Here is a 20,164-nt window from a genome sequence, read left to right as displayed (position 1 = left end):
AAGAACGGCTGCTTAAAAAGCAGCCGTTTTTTCTTTCTATTACGCCTTTGGCTTTACCATCTCTTCAGGCTTAACCATTTCGTTAAATTGCTCCTCTGTCAGCAATTCAAGCTTCAAAGCAGCTTCTTTCAGCGTTAATCCCTCTTTATGAGCGAGCTTGGCGATTTTCGCCGCGTTTTCATATCCGATATGCGGGTTCAGCGCCGTAACAAGCATTAATGAATTTGACAGGTTTTCCTCAATCGTTTCTTTGTCAGGCTCAATACCGACAGCACATTTATCATGGAATGAATTCATGCCGTCACTAAGCAGCTGCACAGATTGCAGGAAATTGTAAATAATCACAGGCTTAAACACGTTCAGTTCAAAGTTCCCCTGACTTGCCGCAAAGCCGATTGTTGCATCGTTCCCCATGATTTGCGCTGCGATCATTGTTAATGCTTCACTTTGTGTCGGGTTGACTTTACCAGGCATAATGGAGCTGCCCGGCTCATTTTCAGGAATGACGATCTCCCCGATGCCGCAGCGAGGTCCGCTTGCAAGCCATCTGACATCGTTGGCGATTTTCATTAAGTCAGCCGCAAGCGCTTTTAATGCGCCATGCGCATAAGTGATTTCGTCATGGCTTGTTAGCGCGTGGAATTTATTCGGCGAGCTGCTGAACGTTTGGCCGGTCAGTTTTGTGATCTCTTCTGAGACAAGCTCTCCAAACTCTGGGTGAGCGTTGATTCCGGTTCCGACAGCCGTTCCTCCGATTGCAAGGGCACGCATTTTATCTGTCGCTTCCAAAATCATTTCCTTCGAACGGTCCAGCATGTAAACCCATCCGCTGATTTCCTGTCCGAGCGTCAAAGGCGTAGCATCTTGAAGATGCGTGCGTCCAATTTTGACAATATCGTTGTATGCTTTCGCTTTTTCATCCAATGTATTGCGAAGCTGATCAAGCGCAGGCACAAGCTGCTCATAAACAGCCAAAACAGCGGCAACATGCATCGCAGTCGGGAATGTGTCGTTTGAGCTTTGGCTGCGGTTTACATCATCATTTGGATGAATCGTTTGGTCAGAGTTCTTTTCTTTTAATAAAGCAGTCGCGCGGTTGGCTACCACTTCGTTCATGTTCATATTGCTTTGAGTGCCGCTGCCGGTCTGCCATACGACGAGCGGGAAGTTGTCATCGTATTTGCCTTTGAGCACATCATCACAAACCGCTGCAATCGCTTCTGCTTTTTCCGCATCCAGATTGCCGAGGCGTTTATTAGCGAGCGCCGTGCTTCGTTTTAATATTGCAAACGCCTTCACAACACGCATCGGCATTTTTTCAGAACCGATCTTGAAGTTCTCCTTGCTTCGCTGTGTTTGGGCGCCCCAAAATTTATCAGCAGGAACCTTTACTTCTCCCATGGTGTCTCGTTCAATTCTGTATTCCATTTATGTATCCCTCCATAACGGTTGCTTCATTAGATCATAATTCGCCAGTGAAATAAAAAATCCTCTTTATTTTTCAATCTTGGCAGATTTTAATTTTAATTCAAGATATACGCGGGAATCCTTTGAATATTTGTACTTTGGATTCGTTCTGCCATACTCCTTTGATGTATAAGACACATCATAGTGCTTCTCAAATGACCTGATGAGCTGTTCTATTTCTTCTTGTTTTCCAGCAAGCCTTACCTGTGCCACTTTGTCTCCTCCGCTTTCATAAAAAACTCACATCATGAAATACTCTAACACAGTATATCATTTTTTTAACAGGAAAAGATAACCTCTAATAAGGACTGGGATAAGAGGTGACTTCCTTGGAACACACGTTTAAGGAATATATACATGATAATTTAGCATTGGTGCTTCCAAAATTAAAAGAAAATGATGATCTGGTCAAAAACAAAAAAATGCTGGCGAACGGACTGGTTTTTTACTATCTCTATTTCAGTGAATTGAATGACGAGCATAAAGTGTCAGAATCCATTAAAACCTTAATCAAAGACGAGGAGACCTTAACGCTTGATCAGATCAAAAAACGCCTTGATCAGCTTGACGCAAGACCCGTTGAGACCGCGGAAAAAACGGTGGAGTCGATTCTCAACGGCAATTGTGCCGTGTTTGTCAACGGACTGGACAAAGCCTATATCCTGACCACAGGACAGAAAAAAACAAGAAGCCTGGCAGAGCCGACAACTGAAAAAGTCGTTCGCGGCCCAAAAGTTGCATTTGTAGAAGATCTCAATACAAATCTCGCTTTGATCAGACAAAGAACCTCTCATCCGGAATTAACCACCAAAAAAATCATGATCGGCAAAAACAAACTGAAGCCGGCGGCCATTATGTACATTGAAGGCAAAGCAAAAAAGTCCATCATAAAGGATGTAAAAGCGCGGCTGAAAAATATCCAGCTGGAGGATATCCAAGACAGCGGAACGCTTGAGGAGCTCATTGAAGATAATAAATATTCACCGTTTCCGCAGATTCAAAGTACAGAAAGACCAGACAAAGTATCGTCGGCCCTGTTTAACGGCCGAGTGGCCATTTTGATCGACAGTTCACCTTTTGTGCTGCTGGTCCCGGTTTCTCTCGGCATCCTGATGCAATCCCCGGATGATTACTATGAACGCTGGATTTCAGCGTCTCTTATCCGGCTGCTGCGCTTTGCTAGTATCTTTATTACCTTGTTTTTGTCATCAATTTATATCGCACTCGTTTCCTTCCATCAAGGGCTGCTGCCGACCGCACTCGCCGTCACGATTTCGGCAAACAGGGAAAATGTGCCGTTTCCGCCGATATTTGAAGCTCTGCTGATGGAAGTAACCATCGAGCTGTTGAGAGAAGCCGGTCTCCGCCTGCCCAACCCGCTCGGCCAGACAATCGGTCTTGTTGGAGGCGTTGTCATCGGACAGGCTGCTGTAGAAGCGAATCTCGTCAGTTCGATTATGGTTATCGTTGTCAGCGTCATCGCTCTCGCATCCTTTACCGTTCCCCAATATGGAATGGGGCTGTCTTTCCGGGTGCTGCGTTTTATTTCGATGTTTTCCGCCGCTATTCTCGGGCTGTACGGGATTATCTTATTTATGCTTGTGATTTATAGTCACCTAGCGAGACAAACGAGCTTTGGATCTCCGTATTTTTCGCCAACCGGATTTTTCAGCATGAAAAATACGGACGATTCCATTATCCGTCTCCCAATTAAAAACAAAACAAAAGAGGCGAATAATCCAAATGAGCCAAAAACAGACTCAAATCAAACTTAATACCTTCCAGGGGGTTTCTATCATTGCAAATACGATGCTGGGAGCCGGTCTGTTAACATTACCGAGAGCGCTGACCGGGAAAGCAAACACTCCTGACGGCTGGATTGCGCTGATTTTGGAAGGCTTTGTATTCATTTTATTCATCTATTTAAATACGCTTATTCAGAAAAAACATCAGTATCCTTCTCTGTTTGAATATTTACAGGAAGGGCTTGGCAAATGGATCGGCAGCTTCCTCGGCCTTTTGATCTGCTGCTATTTTATCGCGGTAGCCAGCTTTGAAACCCGGGCCATGGCGGACATAGTGAAGTTTTTTCTGCTGGAGAGAACGCCGATTCAGGTGATTGTTTTAGCGTTTATCGGCTGCGGCATTTATTTAATCGTTGGAGGATTAAATGATATATCGCGTCTTTTTCCTTTTTATCTGGTCATTACGATCATTATTTTGCTGGTTTTATTCGCTATCAGCTTTAAGATTTTTGACCTTGATAATTTGCGGCCCGTTTTAGGTGAAGGTCTCGGTCCTGTCGCGAACTCGCTTACGGTTGTTTCGATCTCTTTTTTGGGCATGGAAATTATGCTGTTTCTGCCTGAGCATATGAAGAAAAAGAAAAAGACATTCAGATACGCGTCTTTCGGGTTTCTGATTCCGATTCTTTTGTACATCCTGACATACATCATCGTGGTTGGCGCGTTGACTGCTCCTGAGGTCAAAACACTGATATGGCCAACCATTTCTCTCTTTCAGTCCTTTGAACTGAAAGGCATATTCATTGAACGGTTTGAATCTTTTCTGCTGGTCGTCTGGATCATTCAATTTTTCACTACGTTTGTCATTTACGGATATTTTGCAGCTAAAGGGCTGAAGAAAACGATTGGATTATCAACGAAGAAAAGCCTGATTCTCATCGGTGCGGCAACCTATTATTTTTCTCTGTGGCCGGATGATGCCAATAAGGTTATGATGTACAGCGATTATCTCGGTTATATTTTCATCTTTCTGTTTTTGCTTCCTTACGTTATCTTTTTTATTGTCGCGGTCAAAAGGAGGATTACAGCAAAATGAACGTTCGCATGATATGTATCTTGATGTGCACCATTTTGCTGTCCGGATGCTGGGACAGCCAAAATATTGAGGAATTAAGCTTGGTGATCGGTGTGGGCATAGACAAGTCTGATGATAAAAATTTAGAGCTGACTCAGCAAATTCTCGTGCCGAAAAAAATCAGCTCAAAAGAAGGATCTTCAGCTGATCCGACTAAGATTGTTTTCACAAAGGGCGAAACAGTGCATCAAATGATGAGAACGGCAGCATTAAAGAATAATCCCACGTTTTCTCAGCATTTGCGTGTCATCCTCTTTTCTAAAGACGTTATTGCTGATCATGTCGGAATGGATGCAATCATTAATCAGTTTGTCAGAGACAACGGAACAAGAAGAAGCTCGTTTGTATTCGTTAATGATGGCCGCACAAAAGATATATTGAAAATGAATGATGAAGGTGATCCGGCGTCTAATGTGATTTATGATCTGACTGAGAACAATAAAGTGACGATCCGAATGATGAAGCCTGTTACACTGGGAGAAATTTCGGAACACTTAACCTCTGACGATTCGTTTCTTATCCCTCATGTCGGAGAGGAAAACGGAAGGCTTGCCATCAATGGTGCTTCTATCATTAAAAATAAATTTTGGCTGCGGGATTTAACTCCGGGCGAGGTGCAAAATATTAATTTATTCACAGGCACTGTCCAAGGCGGCGTCATTGATATGAGACATCACGGCAAACTTTTTTCTTATGAAGTGTATTCCGCCAATCGCAAGATCAAAACAGACTACAAAGACGGCAAGTTCAAGTTTACCGTAACACGCAATATTGAGGGTCGGTTATCCGAGGACTGGAATCCTAAGGAAGACTCTTTTAAGGATTCCTATATAAAAGGGATCGAAAAAACCGTGGAAAAACAATTGCGTGAAACAGTGACCGCGTTCGTGGGCAAACTGCAAAAAGATATCAAGGCGGATGTAACCGGGCTGGGAAACGAGGTCAGAATTCATTATCCTCAAAAGTGGAAAAAAATCGCAAGAAAATGGGATGATGATTATTTCAGCACGGCGGAAATAGACTATCGCGTCAATGTGGTTGTGAGAGACTTCGGGACAAAAGGCGCGTCCGATTAACGGCCGCCTATTTCACAAGATGATTCCGGTGTGCATACACCGCGGCCTGCGTCCGGTCACTGACACCCAGTTTTGATAAAATATTGGTGATATGGGTTTTAACTGTTTTAATGGTGATAAAGAGTTCCTCGCCTAATTCTTTGTTTGTTTTTCCTTCTGCGATCAGGCAGAGAATTTCAAGCTCCCGCTTTGTCAGTGATTCATGCGGGAGCGCATTTTCACCTGAGTGGCGCAGCCGGGATAATACTTTTCCCGCCACTTTTGATTCCAACTTTGGCTCTCCCTTGCTTGCAGCGCGGATGGCATCGGCGATTTCAGCCGCTTTTGAGGTTTTCAATAGGTAGCTGAGCGCGCCCGCTTCAATGACCGGGTACACTTTGTCATCATCTATGAAGCTTGTGAGCACAATAATTTTCGGATCGGGAAGCTCCCGGCAAATTTGCTTTGTTGCTTCAATCCCATCCATGCCCTCCATGACAAGGTCCATTAAAATGACATCAGGCGACAATTCCGCAGCAAGCCGCACGCCTTCGCTGCCGTCAGACGCTTCTCCGACGACCTCAATATCGGCCTGAGCCTCTAAAAAAGCCGCGAGCCCCATTCTGACCATTTCATGATCATCAATCAATAATACTCGAATCACGTTCGTTCTCTCCTTTTTCTTCCGGGAAAATCGGAACCTTCACTTCGATTTGTGTGCCTTTTCCTTCTACTGAAATCACTTCGGCGACCCCGCCAATTTCGCTTGCACGCTCTTTCATAGAGTTCAAGCCATATGAGGATGCTTTCACCTCATCCATTTTAAAGCCTTTTCCATTATCAATCACCTTCAGCCGGAGCTGATTGTTTTTTATGCCCAAAATGACCGATACTTTAGAGGCTTTTGAATGTCTAAACACGTTTGAAAGGGCCTCCTGAACGATTCTGAACAAATGATCCTCCATACCCTTGGATATCGCCGTGTCCTGAATATCCCACTCAATATCAAGCGGCTGTTTCTTGCGGAACTCATCCAAAAGCTCTGTAAGTCCTTCTTTTAGTCCTTTTCCTTCAAGGGTAACAGGCCTTAAATGGAGCAATAGCGCCCTCATTTCATTCTGGGCTTCACCTGCCATATGCTCGACCAGCTTGATCCGCTTGACTGTTTTATCATCTGCATCCTTGACGTGTTCCAATACGGCTGCTGTCATCATCGATATGGCAAAGAGCTGCTGGCTGACCGCATCATGAAGGTCTCTTGCCAACCGCTGGCGCTCTTCGGAGATGACTGACTTCTTCATTTGCGCCTGCCATTCCGCACGTTCATTTGAAAGTTTTTGCAAGGAAGCGACTTGAAGCTCCACACGCTTCGCCATTTCATTCAGCTGATCGGCGGCCAGGCCGATTTCATCATCTCCAAGCGGCGGTATCCGATAAGCGAAATTGCCGTTTTCAAAGGTTAAAATGGATTCAATTAATGTATCAATCCTTGTCTTCAGCCGATTGCCGTACATATACCCTGAGGCAAAGCCGACCGTGACGCTGATCAGCAGCAATATCAGGATAAACGGAATTCCGAACCAGCTTGATGACAGCAAAACAAGCGGATCGAGCCGATAATAAAACATCATAAAGGAAATCAAGCAGGCAAAAAGGAGCAGGCTGATTCCCGTTGTCATGCGGATGGCGCGCCATTGGAGACTCGCAAGCAGTTTTTTTCTCATACGTACTTCACATCCACATCACCGATAAATAAGGAAACAGACACTTTGACACGGCGCTTCGACTCGCTGAAATCGGATGACGCGGCATAGACTTTTGTGCTTAATCCGCTTTTCTTCGAGCCGATCAGATTGATATCACCGATAAAAACAGCCGAGCTGACAGCCACTTCAAGGTCTGATGGGACATAAATATCAACATTTCCAATGACTCCGCTAATGACGATTGTGCTTTCTCCCTCGGGAATCATTGCTTTAGATAAATCGATTTTAATATCGCCGATAAAACCAGAAATAGTTAAATCATTCAGGTCAAACGGCTGCTTCATCATCTGAAGCTCTCCGATAAAAAAGCTGCGCATGTCGGGATGTTTTACATCTTTCGGCGGCTCATGATGTTCTTTTTTATTGAGGTTGACCTGTTTTTCATTCGGTTCAAATATCGGCTTCCCTTTGACAAGCCTGTAGCCGGCGTAAATCAGAAATGCGGCAAACGCATAGCCGAATAAATTGAAGGTGATGCTGAAGAGGTTTTTCAAAAATAGAAACGCGGCAAAGATGTACATGACGGAGCCAAGCCAATCACGGGAATATTTTTTTAAGAAATAGCCGGCAATCAGAAAAAAGAGCGGCCAAAACAGCAGATCGCCTATTCCGATAATTTGCAAAAACATGCTGATGCCGAATAATGCAATGATCAATCCGAGAAGCTGTTTTTTTGTCATTCCTGGTGTCCGCCTCCTTTCTTCTGCCTGATGCTACCGTATTGTTACATCCCCGCTGTCCGTTTTCATAACGATCGGATGCCGGCCGCTTCCTTGCGAGCCTGTGATTTGATGTTCTTCTTTATGTGCTGGTTCAGCAAATGAATATGGCGAACTGACGTCACCGCTCGATGATTTCGCGTTGACTGTAAAGCTGCCGTTTTTGGGAAGGCTCAGATCTGCATCACCGCTTGTCAGTGAGACAGATACAGGGCCCGTTACCTTTTTCAGTGCGGCAACAAGGTTTCCTGAAGTCATCTGCACATCAAGAGAGCCTGATACATCAGCCAGATTTGTGTCTCCTGAAGCTAGGTCAATGCCGGCTGTTTTGGTGTTGGTATTTGAAATGGTGACATCGCCGGATGATCCCTTTACCTTCAAATCTTGAAGGCGGACGTCCGTCACTCTTATATTTCCGCTCGCAGATACTGCGTTCAGCTCGGAAAGCACAAGATGATGATTGCCGTGCACAGACACGTCACCGCTTGAGGTTCGCACCGTCAGGTCACCCTTATAATCATATGGAACACGGACGACAAGGGAAGAACGGGTAGCCCCATTCAAAAATTGAAATTCTTTTTCCTTTGCGGTCAGCTCCAGTTTTTTTCTGTTTTCAGTAACAAATAACTTTCCTGAGTCTCTTGAAATGCCTGCCGAAATGTCATTTCGCTCTTCCGCTATGATCCGGACATTCTTGCCGTCCGACTCAATGACCACACTGTCAATGTCCCGAGGCGATGCGCTGGCAGAATCGGCTTCCGTGCCGTTTACGAAACTCAAGCCAGCAGCAAACACGTCTTTTACGACGACGGCGAAAAATATAAGAATACCGGCAGTGATCAGCAGTTTGCCCAGCATTTTTTTCATTCGATTTCATCCTTCTCAGTCATTCTATTATAAAGGAAAAGCTTGTGAATTGATACGCGCGGAAGGGAAGGAATTGTCCGCAAATCCTTCCCTGTTCCGCTTATTCATTTGCTGCTTGTGATGCCTGATCTGATTTTTGCAGCGAGAGGGCCCGCATTTTTTCAATCTCCGCTTCCACATCGTCTGAGAATTCTTTGCGTGTGAGTTCTGTGCCGGCTTCCGCTGACTTTGAATAATTCGCGCGGATTTCCATTTCTTCAATACGGTTTTCAATACGCAAAAACTCGCGATACGCGCTTTCGCTGTCAATTTTGTCAAAGGTCGTATTCATATGCTCTTTTGCTTTCGCCGCATTTGCACGGGCAATCAGCGCCTGTTTTTTATCCTTTACGTCCTGAAGCTTTGTTTCAAGTGCAGCCAGCTGTTCTTTCAGCTCAGCAAGCTGACTGTCTGCTTGTTCATAGGACGCTTGATGCTCAGCAGCCTTCCCTTCTAAATACTTCATTTCAGTCAGCGCCTTTTTCGCCAGCTCTTCTTCGCCTGCGTCAAATGCGAGCTGTGCCTGATTTTTGCGTTTGCCTGCCGCTTCAGCTGCTTCTTCATATTTTTTCTTAAATTGATAGGCAATTGTGTGCTGTTTCACAATGGTTTGTTTTGCTTTTGCAATGTCGCTTTCCATATCACGGACATATTGATTCAGCATCACCTTTGGGTTCTCCAGTTTATCAAGGCCTTCATGAACTGACGCAACAAACATGTCTCTCATTCTCTTTAATACCATACTTGATTCCTCCTAATATGCTGATATTATTTTTTCTTCAAAAATTCTTCCCATTCGTCATCAAAGTGAGATTGGTATGCAGCCGAAGCCGGTTCAGGATCAAAAGATGCTACACCGTTATCCGCTGATCCGTTTTTCATCAGCTTCCAGCCGTAATACACCATAGCGGCCGCCAGCGCGATTCCGACGACAAACGGAAGTGAGCAGATGAGCATGATCACTCCGATACCGCCCAAGATGATTCCCGTGATGGTTTTTCCTGCGGCAAACCTTTTGATTCCTGCGTATGTCATCAAGCTCCCGATTGCGAGCGGGATGATAAAGCCGAAGCTTCCTCCTCCAAAAAAGACGGAGATCCCAAATACAATGAATAAGAATCCGCCTATCGTTTTCATGTTTATCTTCATGCAGATCCTCCTTTCGTTTTCCTTGTCTTCATCTTAAACAAATTGGCTTTTGCGCAAAACGAATCAGAGGTTGATTTTTACATAAGACCGGAGTCGTATCTTGTGCCGGACCCATAGGCACAAAAAAACGCCATGCACGAGGCATGGCGTTTCAAAATCCTTTTACAGATGAATACTTGCTTCCCTTTCTTTAATCAGGTCGGATTGTTCTGCTTTAGCCAGCTTAGTGAACAGCAAAATTCCGATACCCGCAATAATTTCAACAACCCCTCCGACAGCGATCACTGTTCCCGAACCAAAAGCATTCGCGGCATATCCGCAAATAACAGCTCCGGCAGGTATAGATATATTTGAGATCATATGTATAACGGCGTAGACCTGCGGCTGATCCTCATTATCCACAGAGGTTTGGATAATCGTGTATTCTGGAACATTAACAGCACTGACTGCGGCGCCAAAGGTGAATGCAGCAAAAAAGACGAGCGGCAAAAAGGTATTCATCCCGGTAACAAAGAAAGCAAACCCTTCAATAATGCCGGCCGTTACGAATAGCAGGCCGTACCTGTTCACTTTGACTTTTGCCAAGACAAATCCCAATAAAAACGCGCCTCCGGCAGTGGCGGCCTTTAAAAGTGAATACACGATCGGCTGGCCGTTTAAATCTTCCGCAACGTAAACGGCTGAGAGTGCTTCCCAAGGAGCGGCCGCAAAATTCATAAAGATACAATAAATAGCGAGCGGATATAAAATCTGATGTCTTCTGACAAGCGTAAAACCGCGTTTCAGTCTGCCGATATATGTGCCTCTCTGCGCAACAGCAGCTGACTCTGATTGAGATTCAACCGCAGTGTGCTTAATAAAAAGGACGAGAAAGCCAGAAACCAGATAGAGAACTAGTGCGATAAGCATTGTATAAGAAGGACTGATAAATGTCAGAAAAGCACCGCATAACGTGACAGCTCCGAGCCGGACAATTTGAGCGGAGGATTGCAGTACAGCGTTTGCTTTTTGAATGCCCTGTTCATTTACGATTTGGGGAATTAAGGCTATGGAGGCGGGATTGTAGGCAGCCCCTGTAGCAGAATGCACAATCATAAGAGTCATGACAAACCACAGCGGAGAAAAGCCTGCAAAATGGCAAAGAGGAATAATCAAGACAATCGCAGCCCTTGTCAGATCTGAAAAGTACATCCAAAATTTCAGCGTGTTCTGTTTCATGAAAGGACCCGTCACAGGCGCCAGAACAGCTTCCGGCAAAAAGGTGACAGCAATCAATAAAGCGGTCCCGATCGCACCTTTGCCGTCATAAATTAAAAACCATAATATTGAATTAAATGCGAACATATCGCCGGATATCTTGACTATTCTTGAGAAAAAAAGATAATTGAAATTTCTCTTCCAGATGCTATTACCTTCAATTAATTTCACCATCTATCAGAGCCCTCACTTCCTATTTTTTACATACATTTGTTACAATATCTCATTTTTCCATTTTAAGGTCAATAATTCATAAGGTTCATTTTTTGTCGTAAAATGGGATAGTGACAGAATGAAAAACAAAAAAAGCCGGCATGCATTTGAACACGCCGGCTTTCGTTTTCTTTTTTTATGATTCACTGCTGTTTCGGTCCCGAAACACAATAGCACTTCTTTCATATTCCACATCGTCAATGCCGCTTCTCACATTCACAACCCGCGCGGCTGCAAAGAAATAGTCGGACAGGCGATTCAGATAACGCAGCACTGTTTCATGGATCTCCTCTGATTTCATCAGCGCCGTCACTCGGCGCTCCGCCCGCCTTGTAATGGTTCGTGCCGCATGGAGAAGCGAAGCCCCCTTCGATCCGCCTGGAAGAATAAATTTCTTCAGCTCTGGCGCCTCTGCTGTGTAGGCATCAATCCGCATTTCTAGAAAGGAAACGGATTCTTCTGTTAGTTTATAGTCTTTGCTTTCTGTGACTATCGCCAGATCGCCTCCGCAGTCAAACAGCTCATGCTGGATGTTCAGCAGCTCGGCTGTCAAATCTTCAAAGCCGGGCTGCCCGGAAAGCTCTGCCAAAGCAAGTCCGACAAAGCTGTTCAGCTCGTCAATCGTGCCATAGCTTTCGACGCGTAGGCTGTCCTTGTCCGTTCTGCCTCCGACTAGGCTCGTTTGTCCTTTATCGCCTGTTTTTGTATATAGTTTCATCCATATGTCTCCTTTACAGACTTATTCAAACAGCTCTGCAGCCTCTTTTACACATTCAGCTGTCCCTTTCTGTATCAATTGATTCAGCCGCCGTTCTGTGTTTTCGGATTGCTGAGTTTGCGTCGCGGCGATGAGAATATCCCCCTCTGCCCGTCGGTCTCCCAGCGCTTTCACTCGTTCTGCCTCGGCGTTCATCAGAGCTTTGACGAAGAATTGATCTGCGGCATAACCATTGATCAAAATCCATATTGAAAAGCCGCTCATGACGCAGATGAAAACGGATAAATCTCCATCTTCATATGTTCGATATACATAACGGTCAAGCCGTCCCGGAGAAGCCATAGCACACGTTTCCTGCAGACGAAAACCGTTTTCAGATAAATAGCCCGTCAGCCCTTCTATCGGATCCGACTGGGGTGGCAGCTGTTTATGAATCAGCGCCCTGCTCCATGAAAACCCTGCACCGAGAGGCGCTGAGGACAGGGTGCGAAGCGGGGTTTCCGTTTGCAGGAGAATATTATCGCACCCAGCTTGCAGCAATGCTTCAAATAAGATAGGCCGCGGCTGTACGCTGTCTTTTTCAGGCTGAATCACAATCATCGGTTTAGATGAGCTCTGATGAACCAATGCGGTGACATCTGTATCGTACACCGCCTTTATATGATGCTCGGTGACAGCATATTCCGGTTTTTGCTTAGGCCCGGCTGTACCGTTTTTCATAAACAGGAGCTCATCACAGTACAGGCTGGCTGTGTTCAGATCATGAAAAACACTGACAGCTGCCATTCCGTTTTCTCTTGTCAGGCGTCTGATGAGGTCAAGCAGGTCTTTTTGATAAGCCAGGTCAAGAAAATTGGTCGGCTCGTCCAAAAATAAAATATGCGGCTGCTGCGCCAATGCTTGGGCCAAATACACCCGCTGCTGCTCCCCTCCGCTTAGTTCACGGATCGATTTTTGCGCAAAAGCGGCTACTCCTGTTTGCTCCATTGCTTCCTGTACAATGGCTTCATCTTTTTTAGTATGCTGTCTGAATAATCCTGTTTGGAATGGATATCTCCCGAAGGCTACAGTTTCTTTGACGGTAAAGGTAAAGGCTTGATCCGTTTTTTGCGGCAGAACGGCCATGATTTGCGCCAGTTTTTTCGGTTTATAGTCCGCAAGCGGTCTGCCAGCCAAATAAACGCTGCCTTCCTTGGCTGGCAGCGTCCCTGTCAGCAGGTGCAAAAGCGTGGTCTTTCCGCTTCCATTAGGGCCGAGAATACCGAGGAATTCTCCCTTCTCCACTGTGAAACTGACATTGTTGATCAGCTTGCTGTCTCCATATCCTCCCGACAGCCCTTCTGCCTTCATCATAATCGTTTCCCCCCGCGGTGCTGCCGAATTAAAATAAGGGCGAAAACTGGCGCCCCCGCCAAGGACGTAATAATTCCAATCGGCAGTTCAATCGGCTCAATGATCGTTCTGGAAAGCAAATCGGCTAAAACGAGAAAGCCTGCTCCGAGCAAGGCGGACAGCGGCAGTAAATGCCGATGGTCCGTTCCCCACAAAAGTCTTGTGATATGCGGAATCACAAGGCCGACAAAACCGATTGTGCCCGACACAGCCACAGCGCTTCCCGTCAAAAGAGAGCCGGCTATTAAAATCAGCACTTTTCTCTGCTGAACGCTGACTCCGAGAAGTTTTGCTTTGTCTTCTCCATATGTCATCACATTCAGCTCTCGGCCGTTTATGATCAATACAATGGTTCCCAAAAGAAAAAACGGGAGAAACAAAACCACATAGCTCCAGCCCCGCATGGAGACGCTGCCAAGCAGCCAATGCACAATCGGCAGCAGGTTGTCACCTGTCAGGGCGATGATAAGAGAAATCAATGCGCCCAAAAATGAGTTGATGATAACCCCTGTTAAAATGAGGGTCGAAACAGACATTGAAGCATGAACGAGACGGCTGAAGGAAAGCACCGCAGCAATTGTGACAAGTGCCGCGGCCACGCTCACAACCGGGAGTGTAAATCCTCCGATCACAGGAAGCCTCAGGCCAAAGAACAAGGTCACAACCGCTCCGACGGAAGCACCGGATGAAACACCGATCGTATATGGATCAGCAAGCGGATTTTTCAGCAGCCCCTGAAAAGCGGTCCCTGCGATAGAAAGAGCCGCCCCCACAAGGGCGGCCAGCATAACTCTCGGCAGTCTGATATTCATCATAATATTGGTGTACATCGGGTCATCAGAGCCGATAGAGCCGCCGAAGCCTTCATGCCAAAAGACACGAAAGATAGCGGGGATGGGAATTTGCAGGCTTCCGCAAGAAATGCCTAAGACGATGCTTACAGCTAAAAATGAAATACTGATGAAATATGCGGCGTAACGATTATTCCTTAAATGTATCCGGGTAAATGCTTTCCGCAAGTTCTTCGACCCCTTCGATCAGACGGGGACCGGAACGTGTCACAAGATCAGGATCCACATCATACACACGATGATGTTTCACAGCATTGATTTCGCTCCAGCCATCGCGTTTTTCCACTGCTTTCGCTTTCACTCCGTCTGTCGTCACGATAGCATCAGGATTATGTTTTACGATCGCCTCGTCTGTCATTTGCACCCAGCCTGTTTGGTCCGCTGCTGCGTTTTTAGCATGGATGACATTCAGCATTTCATTCATAAACGTGTCTTTTCCGGTTGTGTAAATGTCAGGGTCCGGAGAAACCTCGATAAATACGCTTTTCTCCTCGTTTTTTGAAATGGTTTTCGCTTTTTCTTGAATATCCCGCAAATCTGATTTCATGTTTTTCACGAGCTGATCGGCTTTTTTCTCTGCACCGGCAGCTTCTCCGATCATTTCGATTGATTTGTACACCTCGGAAAATGATTGTGCGTCATTGACAGTCAGCACGGTAATGCCCGCATCCTTCAGCTGTTTGATGGCGTCCGCTGACGCTGCCATGGAAGACTCATGGGCAAGGACGAGATCCGGCTTTAGAGAAATGACTTTTTCAACGTTTACATTCATGTCTCCGACTTTCTCAACCTTTTTGACTTCCTTTGGATATGTATCGTTTGAGGTGACGCCGACCACTTTGTCACCGAGACCGAGAGCGTATGTAATTTCTGTGTTGCTCGGCATTAATGAAACAATCTTTTTCGGCTCCTTTTTGATGGTCACATCTTGATTGGACGCATCATCAATCGTGACAGGGAACGCTCCTGTCTTTTGCTTTGCCTTGGAATCCTTTTGATCCGCAGTATTTCCGCAGCCTGCCAGCATAACAGCAGCGAGCAAAAGCGCAGTCCATATTCGGGCTGATTTTTTCATAACCTTTCCTCCTAAGTGAATTAAAAAAAGCATCTCTACGACGGTAAAGATGCTGTAAACAACACAAAAAAGCCTATTGTTTACACATCATCTGTCCTCGCAGACTTCGTGCTGATCAAACAGGCAGGTATCCTGGCTCTTGGCGCTATAGCCAATTACAGTGGCGGGACCGCACCGGCTTTTACCGGTTTCCCTATTAAGCCGGCTGTTGTTCACGGACCGGCACCTATTTGACATTGGTATCCTTTTTTCGGAGTAATTATACTATATGACCGACAGGCTTGTATATGCGTTCCGAACGGCTTTCCCCTTGAGGTGTGTATGAAAGCAAAATCCTCGTAAACACTAAATTTGATCTTGTATACTTATATCATCATCTAGAAAAAGGAATGATTCTTATGGATTTACAGCTAAGAGACAAACTCGTCTTAATCACAGGCTCAACTTCAGGTATCGGGAAAGCCGCAGCAAAAAGCTTTCTGCAAGAAGGTGCGGCAGTCATTGTCAACGGACGCAAACAGGAAACTGTCAATCGCGCAGTTGAAGAGCTTTCTTCATATGGAACGGTGCACGGCGCGGCTGCCGATTTGTCAAAAACAGATGAAGCCGCGGCTGTTATTGAAAAAGTCAATGAAATCGGTGATATCGATATCCTTGTCAACAACCTTGGTTTCTTCGAGGTAAAAGACTTTGCCGATGTGACAGATGAGGAGTGGAATCAATATTTTGAAGTGAATGTGATGAGTGCGGTTCGGACAAGCCGTCACTTCCTTCCCAAAATGCTTGCCAAAAACAGCGGCCGCATTTTAAACATTGCAAGCGAAGCAGGTGTCAAACCGCTACCAACAATGATTCCATACTCAATGACAAAAACGGCGCTGATCAGCCTTTCAAGAGGAATGGCAGAAATGACGAAAGGCACAAATGTGACGGTAAACTCAGTGCTTCCAGGGCCTACTTGGACAGAGGGCGTGGCATCCTATATGGAAGGCGCGGCACAAGCTGCAGGACAGGATACAGATACATTCATCAAAGACTATTTTAAAGTCAATGAACCGACTTCTCTTATTCAGCGATATGCGACAGCAGAAGAAGTCGCCAACACGATCGTATTTCTCGCGTCTGACGCTGCATCTGCCATTAACGGCACGGCACAGCGCGTCGAAGGCGGCATTATTCGTTCTCTGTAATATGCAAAAAACGCATCCGTCTTTCGGATGCGTTTTTTTATACTTCTCCAGCGAATGGAACAGGCTGATATCCGCCTGTTGCCAGTTTTGCTGAAAACAATCCTCCCGCGTGAGGCTGCTCGTATCTTTCTGTTTCTGTCATTTGTTCCGTTGCCGTTGTGATATAAAGAGTTTTTAAGTCTTTGCCGCCGAACGCGCAGCACGTGACATATTTGGCCGGCACACTGATTGAATCGATTTCTTTTTTCTGAAACGGGTCTATCTGAACGACGCGGCCGCCCCCAAACAGCGCCACCCACAGCATGCCATTTTGGTCGATGGTCATGCCGTCCGGCAGTCCGTCAGTTTGATCAAAACGATAGACGGATTCTGGATGTGAGACATCCCCGCTTTCAGGATCATAGCTGTAGCGGACAATTTCCTGCGTCGGCGTGTCGATGTAATACATTAAATCCCGCTCGCGATCCCAATCCAAACCGTTCGAGGTCGAGACTTGATCTTTCATTTTGATCAGTCTGCCGTCAGGATCTAAACGGTATAGCGAGGCCTGATTTTCCTCGCCTTCCATGCTTGTCGTCCCCGCCCAGAGCCTTCCGTACGGGTCGCATTTTGCGTCATTAAAACGCAGGCTCTCATGCAAATCCTTCGGCTGTTTGATTTTTTCTAAGCTGTCATCTTGAAGATGATACAGATAAAACCCGTCCTTCATCGTCATAATCAGCTCATCCTTTGAATATTTCGCAAGCGCCGTCACAAAGGATTTGAATTTGACGGACCGGTTGATTTTTTCTGCAGGGTCAAAGATGTGGAGCTCGCTCCCTAAAATATCGACCCAATATAAACGGGCGTTTTCTTCATCCCATAGCGGACCCTCACCAATTACTGCCCGCGTGTCTGCTTCCAATACTGCATCCATGTATGTTACACCTCTTTAGCTTAAGTCTATACATTGTTATTCCCGCCGAAGAGGTATCCAAACCACATGTTTATTGTTTTTTAAATAGAATGGTAATGACCGACCCAATGTTTATTCTGCTGTTTACATGAATCGTCCCGTTATGAAGGTGGACAAGCTCCTTGGCTATCGCAAGGCCGAGGCCCGTTCCGGCAGCGGAATCTTTCGTGTTCGTCCCTCTGTAGTAACGGTTAAATAAATTGGTGATCGTTTCTTCATCCATTCCTTTCCCATTGTCCTTTACTTTTAAAGAAATATGGTTTTTTGTTTGTTCGAGAATGACCTGAATCTCCGTCCCTTTATCGTTGTGCTTCACGGCATTTCCAAGCAGATTTTCTAATATGCGCCTGAACCATGCTTCATCGAGCGCAAATTCAATAAGCGCTTCTTTGGACACAAAGGAGATGTCATACCCTTCAGAAAACGGATTTTTCTTAAAATCCTCAATAACATTTCTGAAAAAAGGGATCAGGCTTGTAAGCTTTCTTTCAATTGGAAGAGCGTCATTTTTCAGACGGTATGTTAAATTTAAGTCCTCAATCAGCTTGGACATGTATTCAGATTTTTCTCTGACAACCTGACCCATTTCTTTCACTTCTTCCGGTGACCAGTCATACTGCTTCGACTCAAGCATCATGCTGTAACCGTAAATGCTGCTGAGCGGTGTTTTTAAGTCGTGCGACAAACCCGCAATCCATTCTTCTCTTGTCGCCTGAATTTTTTCTCTGTTTCGTTTATCCCGCCTCAGCGTGTCAGTCAGCTGATCCATTGATTCAAAAATCTCACCGAAGAAGCGGTACGGCTGTTTGATTTTCCCTTTTTTGTTTTTACTGATCGGACGGCCTTCGCGGTTTTTCGGTTCCTCAAGTTTCCCTTTCGAAAGATTAACGAGCCATTTGATCGTGTGAAAAATCGGAAGCCCGAACCGGAACATATACCAAACAGTCATCCAAATGATATACATGAACAAAACGGCCAAAACGAGGAACATCGCCTTTAATACAACCTTCAGAAACGATTTGTTAAACTCCTGATCGGTTACATAGACGGGGTTCGGCACCGTAGCGACCATCCATCTGTCTTCACTAAGGATCTTAACGGAAATCTCCCGCTTATAGTTCCACGGTTTTGAGCTGTATTTAAGCAGCTCCAGCTGGTTCAGCATTTTACTTTCACTTTTTGTGCCATTAATGCTGTCCAGCATGTTTCCATTGCTGTCTAGAAGATAAACGGCGCCTTTCTCCCGCTTAATAGAGTCGATGGTACTGGACTTATAATGTGCGAAAGCGTCTATTTTTTGTTCGTGCTTTTCAATGTCAGTCAGCATCTGTTCGCTCTTTAATTTCCAGCCCGATAACAGGAGATACGACTTGTCTTCAATATCGATGGCCCAATAATTCACCCTATAATGATGAAACTTTTTCGTTTTATAAATAGATAATAGCTCTTTCTTAGTAAAGGATTCGGGCACGTCTTTCGGCACGCTGTAGGAATAAGCAGTTTTCCCTTTCGAATCAATGATTTGCATCCAGCCGTCCTGCTTATCGACAGATTTCTTAAGAAAATCATCCACTTCCCATGTCCCGTCTTCATCTACATCGAGATATGCCTCAAGTGTATCGGTCGTTGCCTTTGTCAGCCCTGAATTGGATTCCGCATCGCTAAATCGCGAGTCTAAATAGAAAAAAGAAGCGACAAGCATAACTGTGAGCAGCAAAATCACAATCAGCATCTGCCCGAAAAAGTGAAACAAAAACTTCCATCTTAATCTCATGACCGCTTGCCTTCGGGATTCGGGATAAAACGGTAACCAAGACCGCGAACGGTTACGATATACTCAGGATTGCTCGGATCGCGCTCGATTTTTTCCCTCAGTTTGCGAATATGAACCATGACGGTGTTGTTGTCACCGTAGGACGGATAGCCCCAAACTTTTTCATAGATTTGATCTTTGGAAAGCACAACATTAGGATGTTCACAAAAATACTGCAAAAGCTGCAAAAGCTGCGCTGAACAAGCGACAGCTTCCCCGCCTACAATCAGCTCAGCATTTTGCGGAGAAAATGTAAAATAATCATATGTATATGTTTTATTTGAATTCGTTTCTTTCGACTGATATGTCCGCTTGAGATGCGCCCTGATCCGCGCCGCTAATTCAAGCGGATTAAATGGCTTTGTGATATAGTCATCAGCTCCAACCGCAAAGCCCGACAATTTGTCCGCTTCGGATGATCTTGCAGTCAGAAAAAAGATCGGCGCCTCTGAATATTCTCTGATCAGCGTGCAGGCTTCAAAACCTGACATTCCGCCCATCATGACATCCAGCACGATTAAATCAACCTTATTGGCCTTCACAACCGGAATCGCTTCTTCTGCGCTTGCCGCATCCAATATATTTCGATAACCTTCTTTTTCGAGAACGCGTTTGATCATATCCACAATCGCTTTCTCATCGTCTACGATTAAAATTGACGCATTTTCCACTTTTATGTTCCTTTCTGTCACTGTTTTTTTCATCTTATCATTATATCGTTTATTTTTGGTACATTTTTGAATGGGAAAGCCGGACAA

20 protein-coding genes and 1 riboswitch are annotated in these 20,164 nt (G+C 45.3%); of the genes, 4 read left to right on the top strand and 16 right to left on the bottom strand.

Annotated elements, in window-relative coordinates:
* Positions 1 to 39: 39 nt before the first annotated feature.
* Both fumC and V756_RS0104235 read right to left on the bottom strand, forming a co-directional pair.
* Positions 40 to 1,428 (bottom strand): class II fumarate hydratase, encoded by a 1,389-nt coding sequence (gene fumC / locus V756_RS0104240; protein WP_024713578.1) that lies wholly within the window; start codon positions 1,426 to 1,428, stop codon positions 40 to 42.
* A gap of 66 nt (positions 1,429 to 1,494) precedes the next feature.
* Positions 1,495 to 1,680, bottom strand: a complete 186-nt coding sequence (locus V756_RS0104235; RefSeq protein WP_003221676.1) for a YvzF family protein — start codon at positions 1,678 to 1,680, stop codon at positions 1,495 to 1,497.
* A gap of 116 nt (positions 1,681 to 1,796) precedes the next feature.
* Here V756_RS0104235 and gerAA point away from each other — a divergent pair, with 116 nt between their 5' ends.
* The 3 genes from gerAA to gerAC are packed head-to-tail and all read left to right on the top strand — an operon-like array spanning position 1,797 to position 5,423.
* The gene (gene gerAA / locus V756_RS0104230; protein ID WP_024713577.1) at positions 1,797 to 3,242 is read left to right on the top strand and encodes a spore germination receptor protein GerAA; all 1,446 of its coding nucleotides are present in this window, start codon (positions 1,797 to 1,799) and stop codon (positions 3,240 to 3,242) included.
* A complete protein-coding gene (gene gerAB, locus V756_RS0104225) occupies positions 3,211 to 4,308 on the top strand; it encodes a spore germination receptor protein GerAB (protein ID WP_024713576.1) in 1,098 nt (365 codons plus the stop codon). The genes gerAA and gerAB overlap by 32 nt, the downstream gene beginning before the upstream one ends.
* The gene (gerAC, locus tag V756_RS0104220) at positions 4,305 to 5,423 is read left to right on the top strand and encodes a spore germination receptor protein GerAC (RefSeq protein WP_024713575.1); all 1,119 of its coding nucleotides are present in this window, start codon (positions 4,305 to 4,307) and stop codon (positions 5,421 to 5,423) included. The genes gerAB and gerAC overlap by 4 nt, the downstream gene beginning before the upstream one ends.
* 7 nt (positions 5,424 to 5,430) lie before the next feature.
* On the opposite strand, the gene liaR is transcribed toward gerAC, so the two are convergent.
* From liaR to V756_RS0104165, 11 genes are all read right to left on the bottom strand, one after another.
* The gene (gene liaR / locus V756_RS0104215) at positions 5,431 to 6,066 is read right to left on the bottom strand and encodes a two-component system response regulator LiaR (protein WP_024713574.1); all 636 of its coding nucleotides are present in this window, start codon (positions 6,064 to 6,066) and stop codon (positions 5,431 to 5,433) included.
* Entirely contained in the window at positions 6,044 to 7,126 is a 1,083-nt protein-coding gene (gene liaS, locus V756_RS0104210; RefSeq protein ID WP_024713573.1) for a two-component system sensor histidine kinase LiaS, read from the bottom strand. The genes liaR and liaS overlap by 23 nt, the downstream gene beginning before the upstream one ends.
* The gene (liaF, locus tag V756_RS0104205) at positions 7,123 to 7,848 is read right to left on the bottom strand and encodes a cell wall-active antibiotics response protein LiaF (protein ID WP_024713572.1); all 726 of its coding nucleotides are present in this window, start codon (positions 7,846 to 7,848) and stop codon (positions 7,123 to 7,125) included. Before liaF ends, liaS begins: the two co-directional genes overlap by 4 nt.
* Before the next feature lie 33 nt (positions 7,849 to 7,881).
* The gene (gene liaG, locus V756_RS0104200; RefSeq protein WP_024713571.1) at positions 7,882 to 8,754 is read right to left on the bottom strand and encodes a LiaG family protein; all 873 of its coding nucleotides are present in this window, start codon (positions 8,752 to 8,754) and stop codon (positions 7,882 to 7,884) included.
* Positions 8,755 to 8,854: 100 nt separating this feature from the next.
* Positions 8,855 to 9,535: a stress responsive protein LiaH gene (gene liaH / locus V756_RS0104195; RefSeq protein ID WP_024713570.1), complete on the bottom strand. Its 681-nt coding sequence runs from the start codon at positions 9,533 to 9,535 to the stop codon at positions 8,855 to 8,857.
* Positions 9,536 to 9,561: 26 nt separating this feature from the next.
* On the bottom strand, positions 9,562 to 9,942 hold the full coding sequence (gene liaI, locus V756_RS0104190) for a cell envelope stress-induced membrane anchor protein LiaI (RefSeq protein WP_024713569.1): 381 nt from the start codon (positions 9,940 to 9,942) through the stop codon (positions 9,562 to 9,564).
* Positions 9,943 to 10,104: 162 nt separating this feature from the next.
* Positions 10,105 to 11,373 carry an MFS transporter gene (locus V756_RS0104185; RefSeq protein WP_024713568.1) on the bottom strand — a complete coding sequence of 423 codons (1,269 nt, stop codon included), beginning with the start codon at positions 11,371 to 11,373 and terminating at the stop codon, positions 10,105 to 10,107.
* A gap of 175 nt (positions 11,374 to 11,548) precedes the next feature.
* The gene (locus tag V756_RS0104180; RefSeq protein WP_024713567.1) at positions 11,549 to 12,130 is read right to left on the bottom strand and encodes a cob(I)yrinic acid a,c-diamide adenosyltransferase; all 582 of its coding nucleotides are present in this window, start codon (positions 12,128 to 12,130) and stop codon (positions 11,549 to 11,551) included.
* Positions 12,131 to 12,151: 21 nt separating this feature from the next.
* On the bottom strand, positions 12,152 to 13,480 hold the full coding sequence (locus tag V756_RS0104175; RefSeq protein WP_081719776.1) for an ABC transporter ATP-binding protein: 1,329 nt from the start codon (positions 13,478 to 13,480) through the stop codon (positions 12,152 to 12,154).
* Positions 13,480 to 14,541 (bottom strand): FecCD family ABC transporter permease, encoded by a 1,062-nt coding sequence (locus V756_RS0104170; RefSeq protein WP_024713565.1) that lies wholly within the window; start codon positions 14,539 to 14,541, stop codon positions 13,480 to 13,482. The genes V756_RS0104175 and V756_RS0104170 overlap by 1 nt, the downstream gene beginning before the upstream one ends.
* Positions 14,504 to 15,448, bottom strand: coding sequence for an ABC transporter substrate-binding protein (locus V756_RS0104165; RefSeq protein ID WP_024713564.1), 945 nt, complete (start codon positions 15,446 to 15,448; stop codon positions 14,504 to 14,506). Before V756_RS0104165 ends, V756_RS0104170 begins: the two co-directional genes overlap by 38 nt.
* A 105-nt stretch (positions 15,449 to 15,553) precedes the next feature.
* Positions 15,554 to 15,693, bottom strand: a riboswitch (cobalamin riboswitch).
* Between the two features lie 153 nt (positions 15,694 to 15,846).
* On the opposite strand from V756_RS0104165, the gene V756_RS0104160 reads away from it, so the two are divergent.
* Positions 15,847 to 16,638, top strand: a complete 792-nt coding sequence (locus V756_RS0104160; protein ID WP_024713563.1) for an SDR family NAD(P)-dependent oxidoreductase — start codon at positions 15,847 to 15,849, stop codon at positions 16,636 to 16,638.
* A gap of 37 nt (positions 16,639 to 16,675) precedes the next feature.
* Here the strand turns inward: V756_RS0104160 and V756_RS0104155 are convergent, their stop codons facing one another.
* The 3 genes from V756_RS0104155 to yvrH all read right to left on the bottom strand — a co-directional run bounded on the left by V756_RS0104155 (position 16,676) and on the right by yvrH (position 20,077).
* Complete coding sequence (locus V756_RS0104155; RefSeq protein WP_024713562.1) at positions 16,676 to 17,554, bottom strand: SMP-30/gluconolactonase/LRE family protein; 879 nt, start codon at positions 17,552 to 17,554, stop codon at positions 16,676 to 16,678.
* A 70-nt stretch (positions 17,555 to 17,624) separates the two neighbouring features.
* Entirely contained in the window at positions 17,625 to 19,367 is a 1,743-nt protein-coding gene (gene yvrG, locus V756_RS0104150) for a two-component system sensor histidine kinase YvrG (protein ID WP_024713561.1), read from the bottom strand.
* Positions 19,364 to 20,077, bottom strand: coding sequence for a two-component system response regulator YvrH (gene yvrH, locus V756_RS0104145; RefSeq protein WP_024713560.1), 714 nt, complete (start codon positions 20,075 to 20,077; stop codon positions 19,364 to 19,366). The genes yvrG and yvrH overlap by 4 nt, the downstream gene beginning before the upstream one ends.
* Positions 20,078 to 20,164: the final 87 nt, after the last annotated feature.

The organism is Bacillus tequilensis KCTC 13622 (assembly GCF_000507145.1).
In the GTDB taxonomy this organism is placed as follows: Bacteria; Bacillota; Bacilli; order Bacillales; family Bacillaceae; genus Bacillus; species Bacillus tequilensis.
This window is presented reverse-complemented; position numbering and strand designations above follow the sequence as displayed.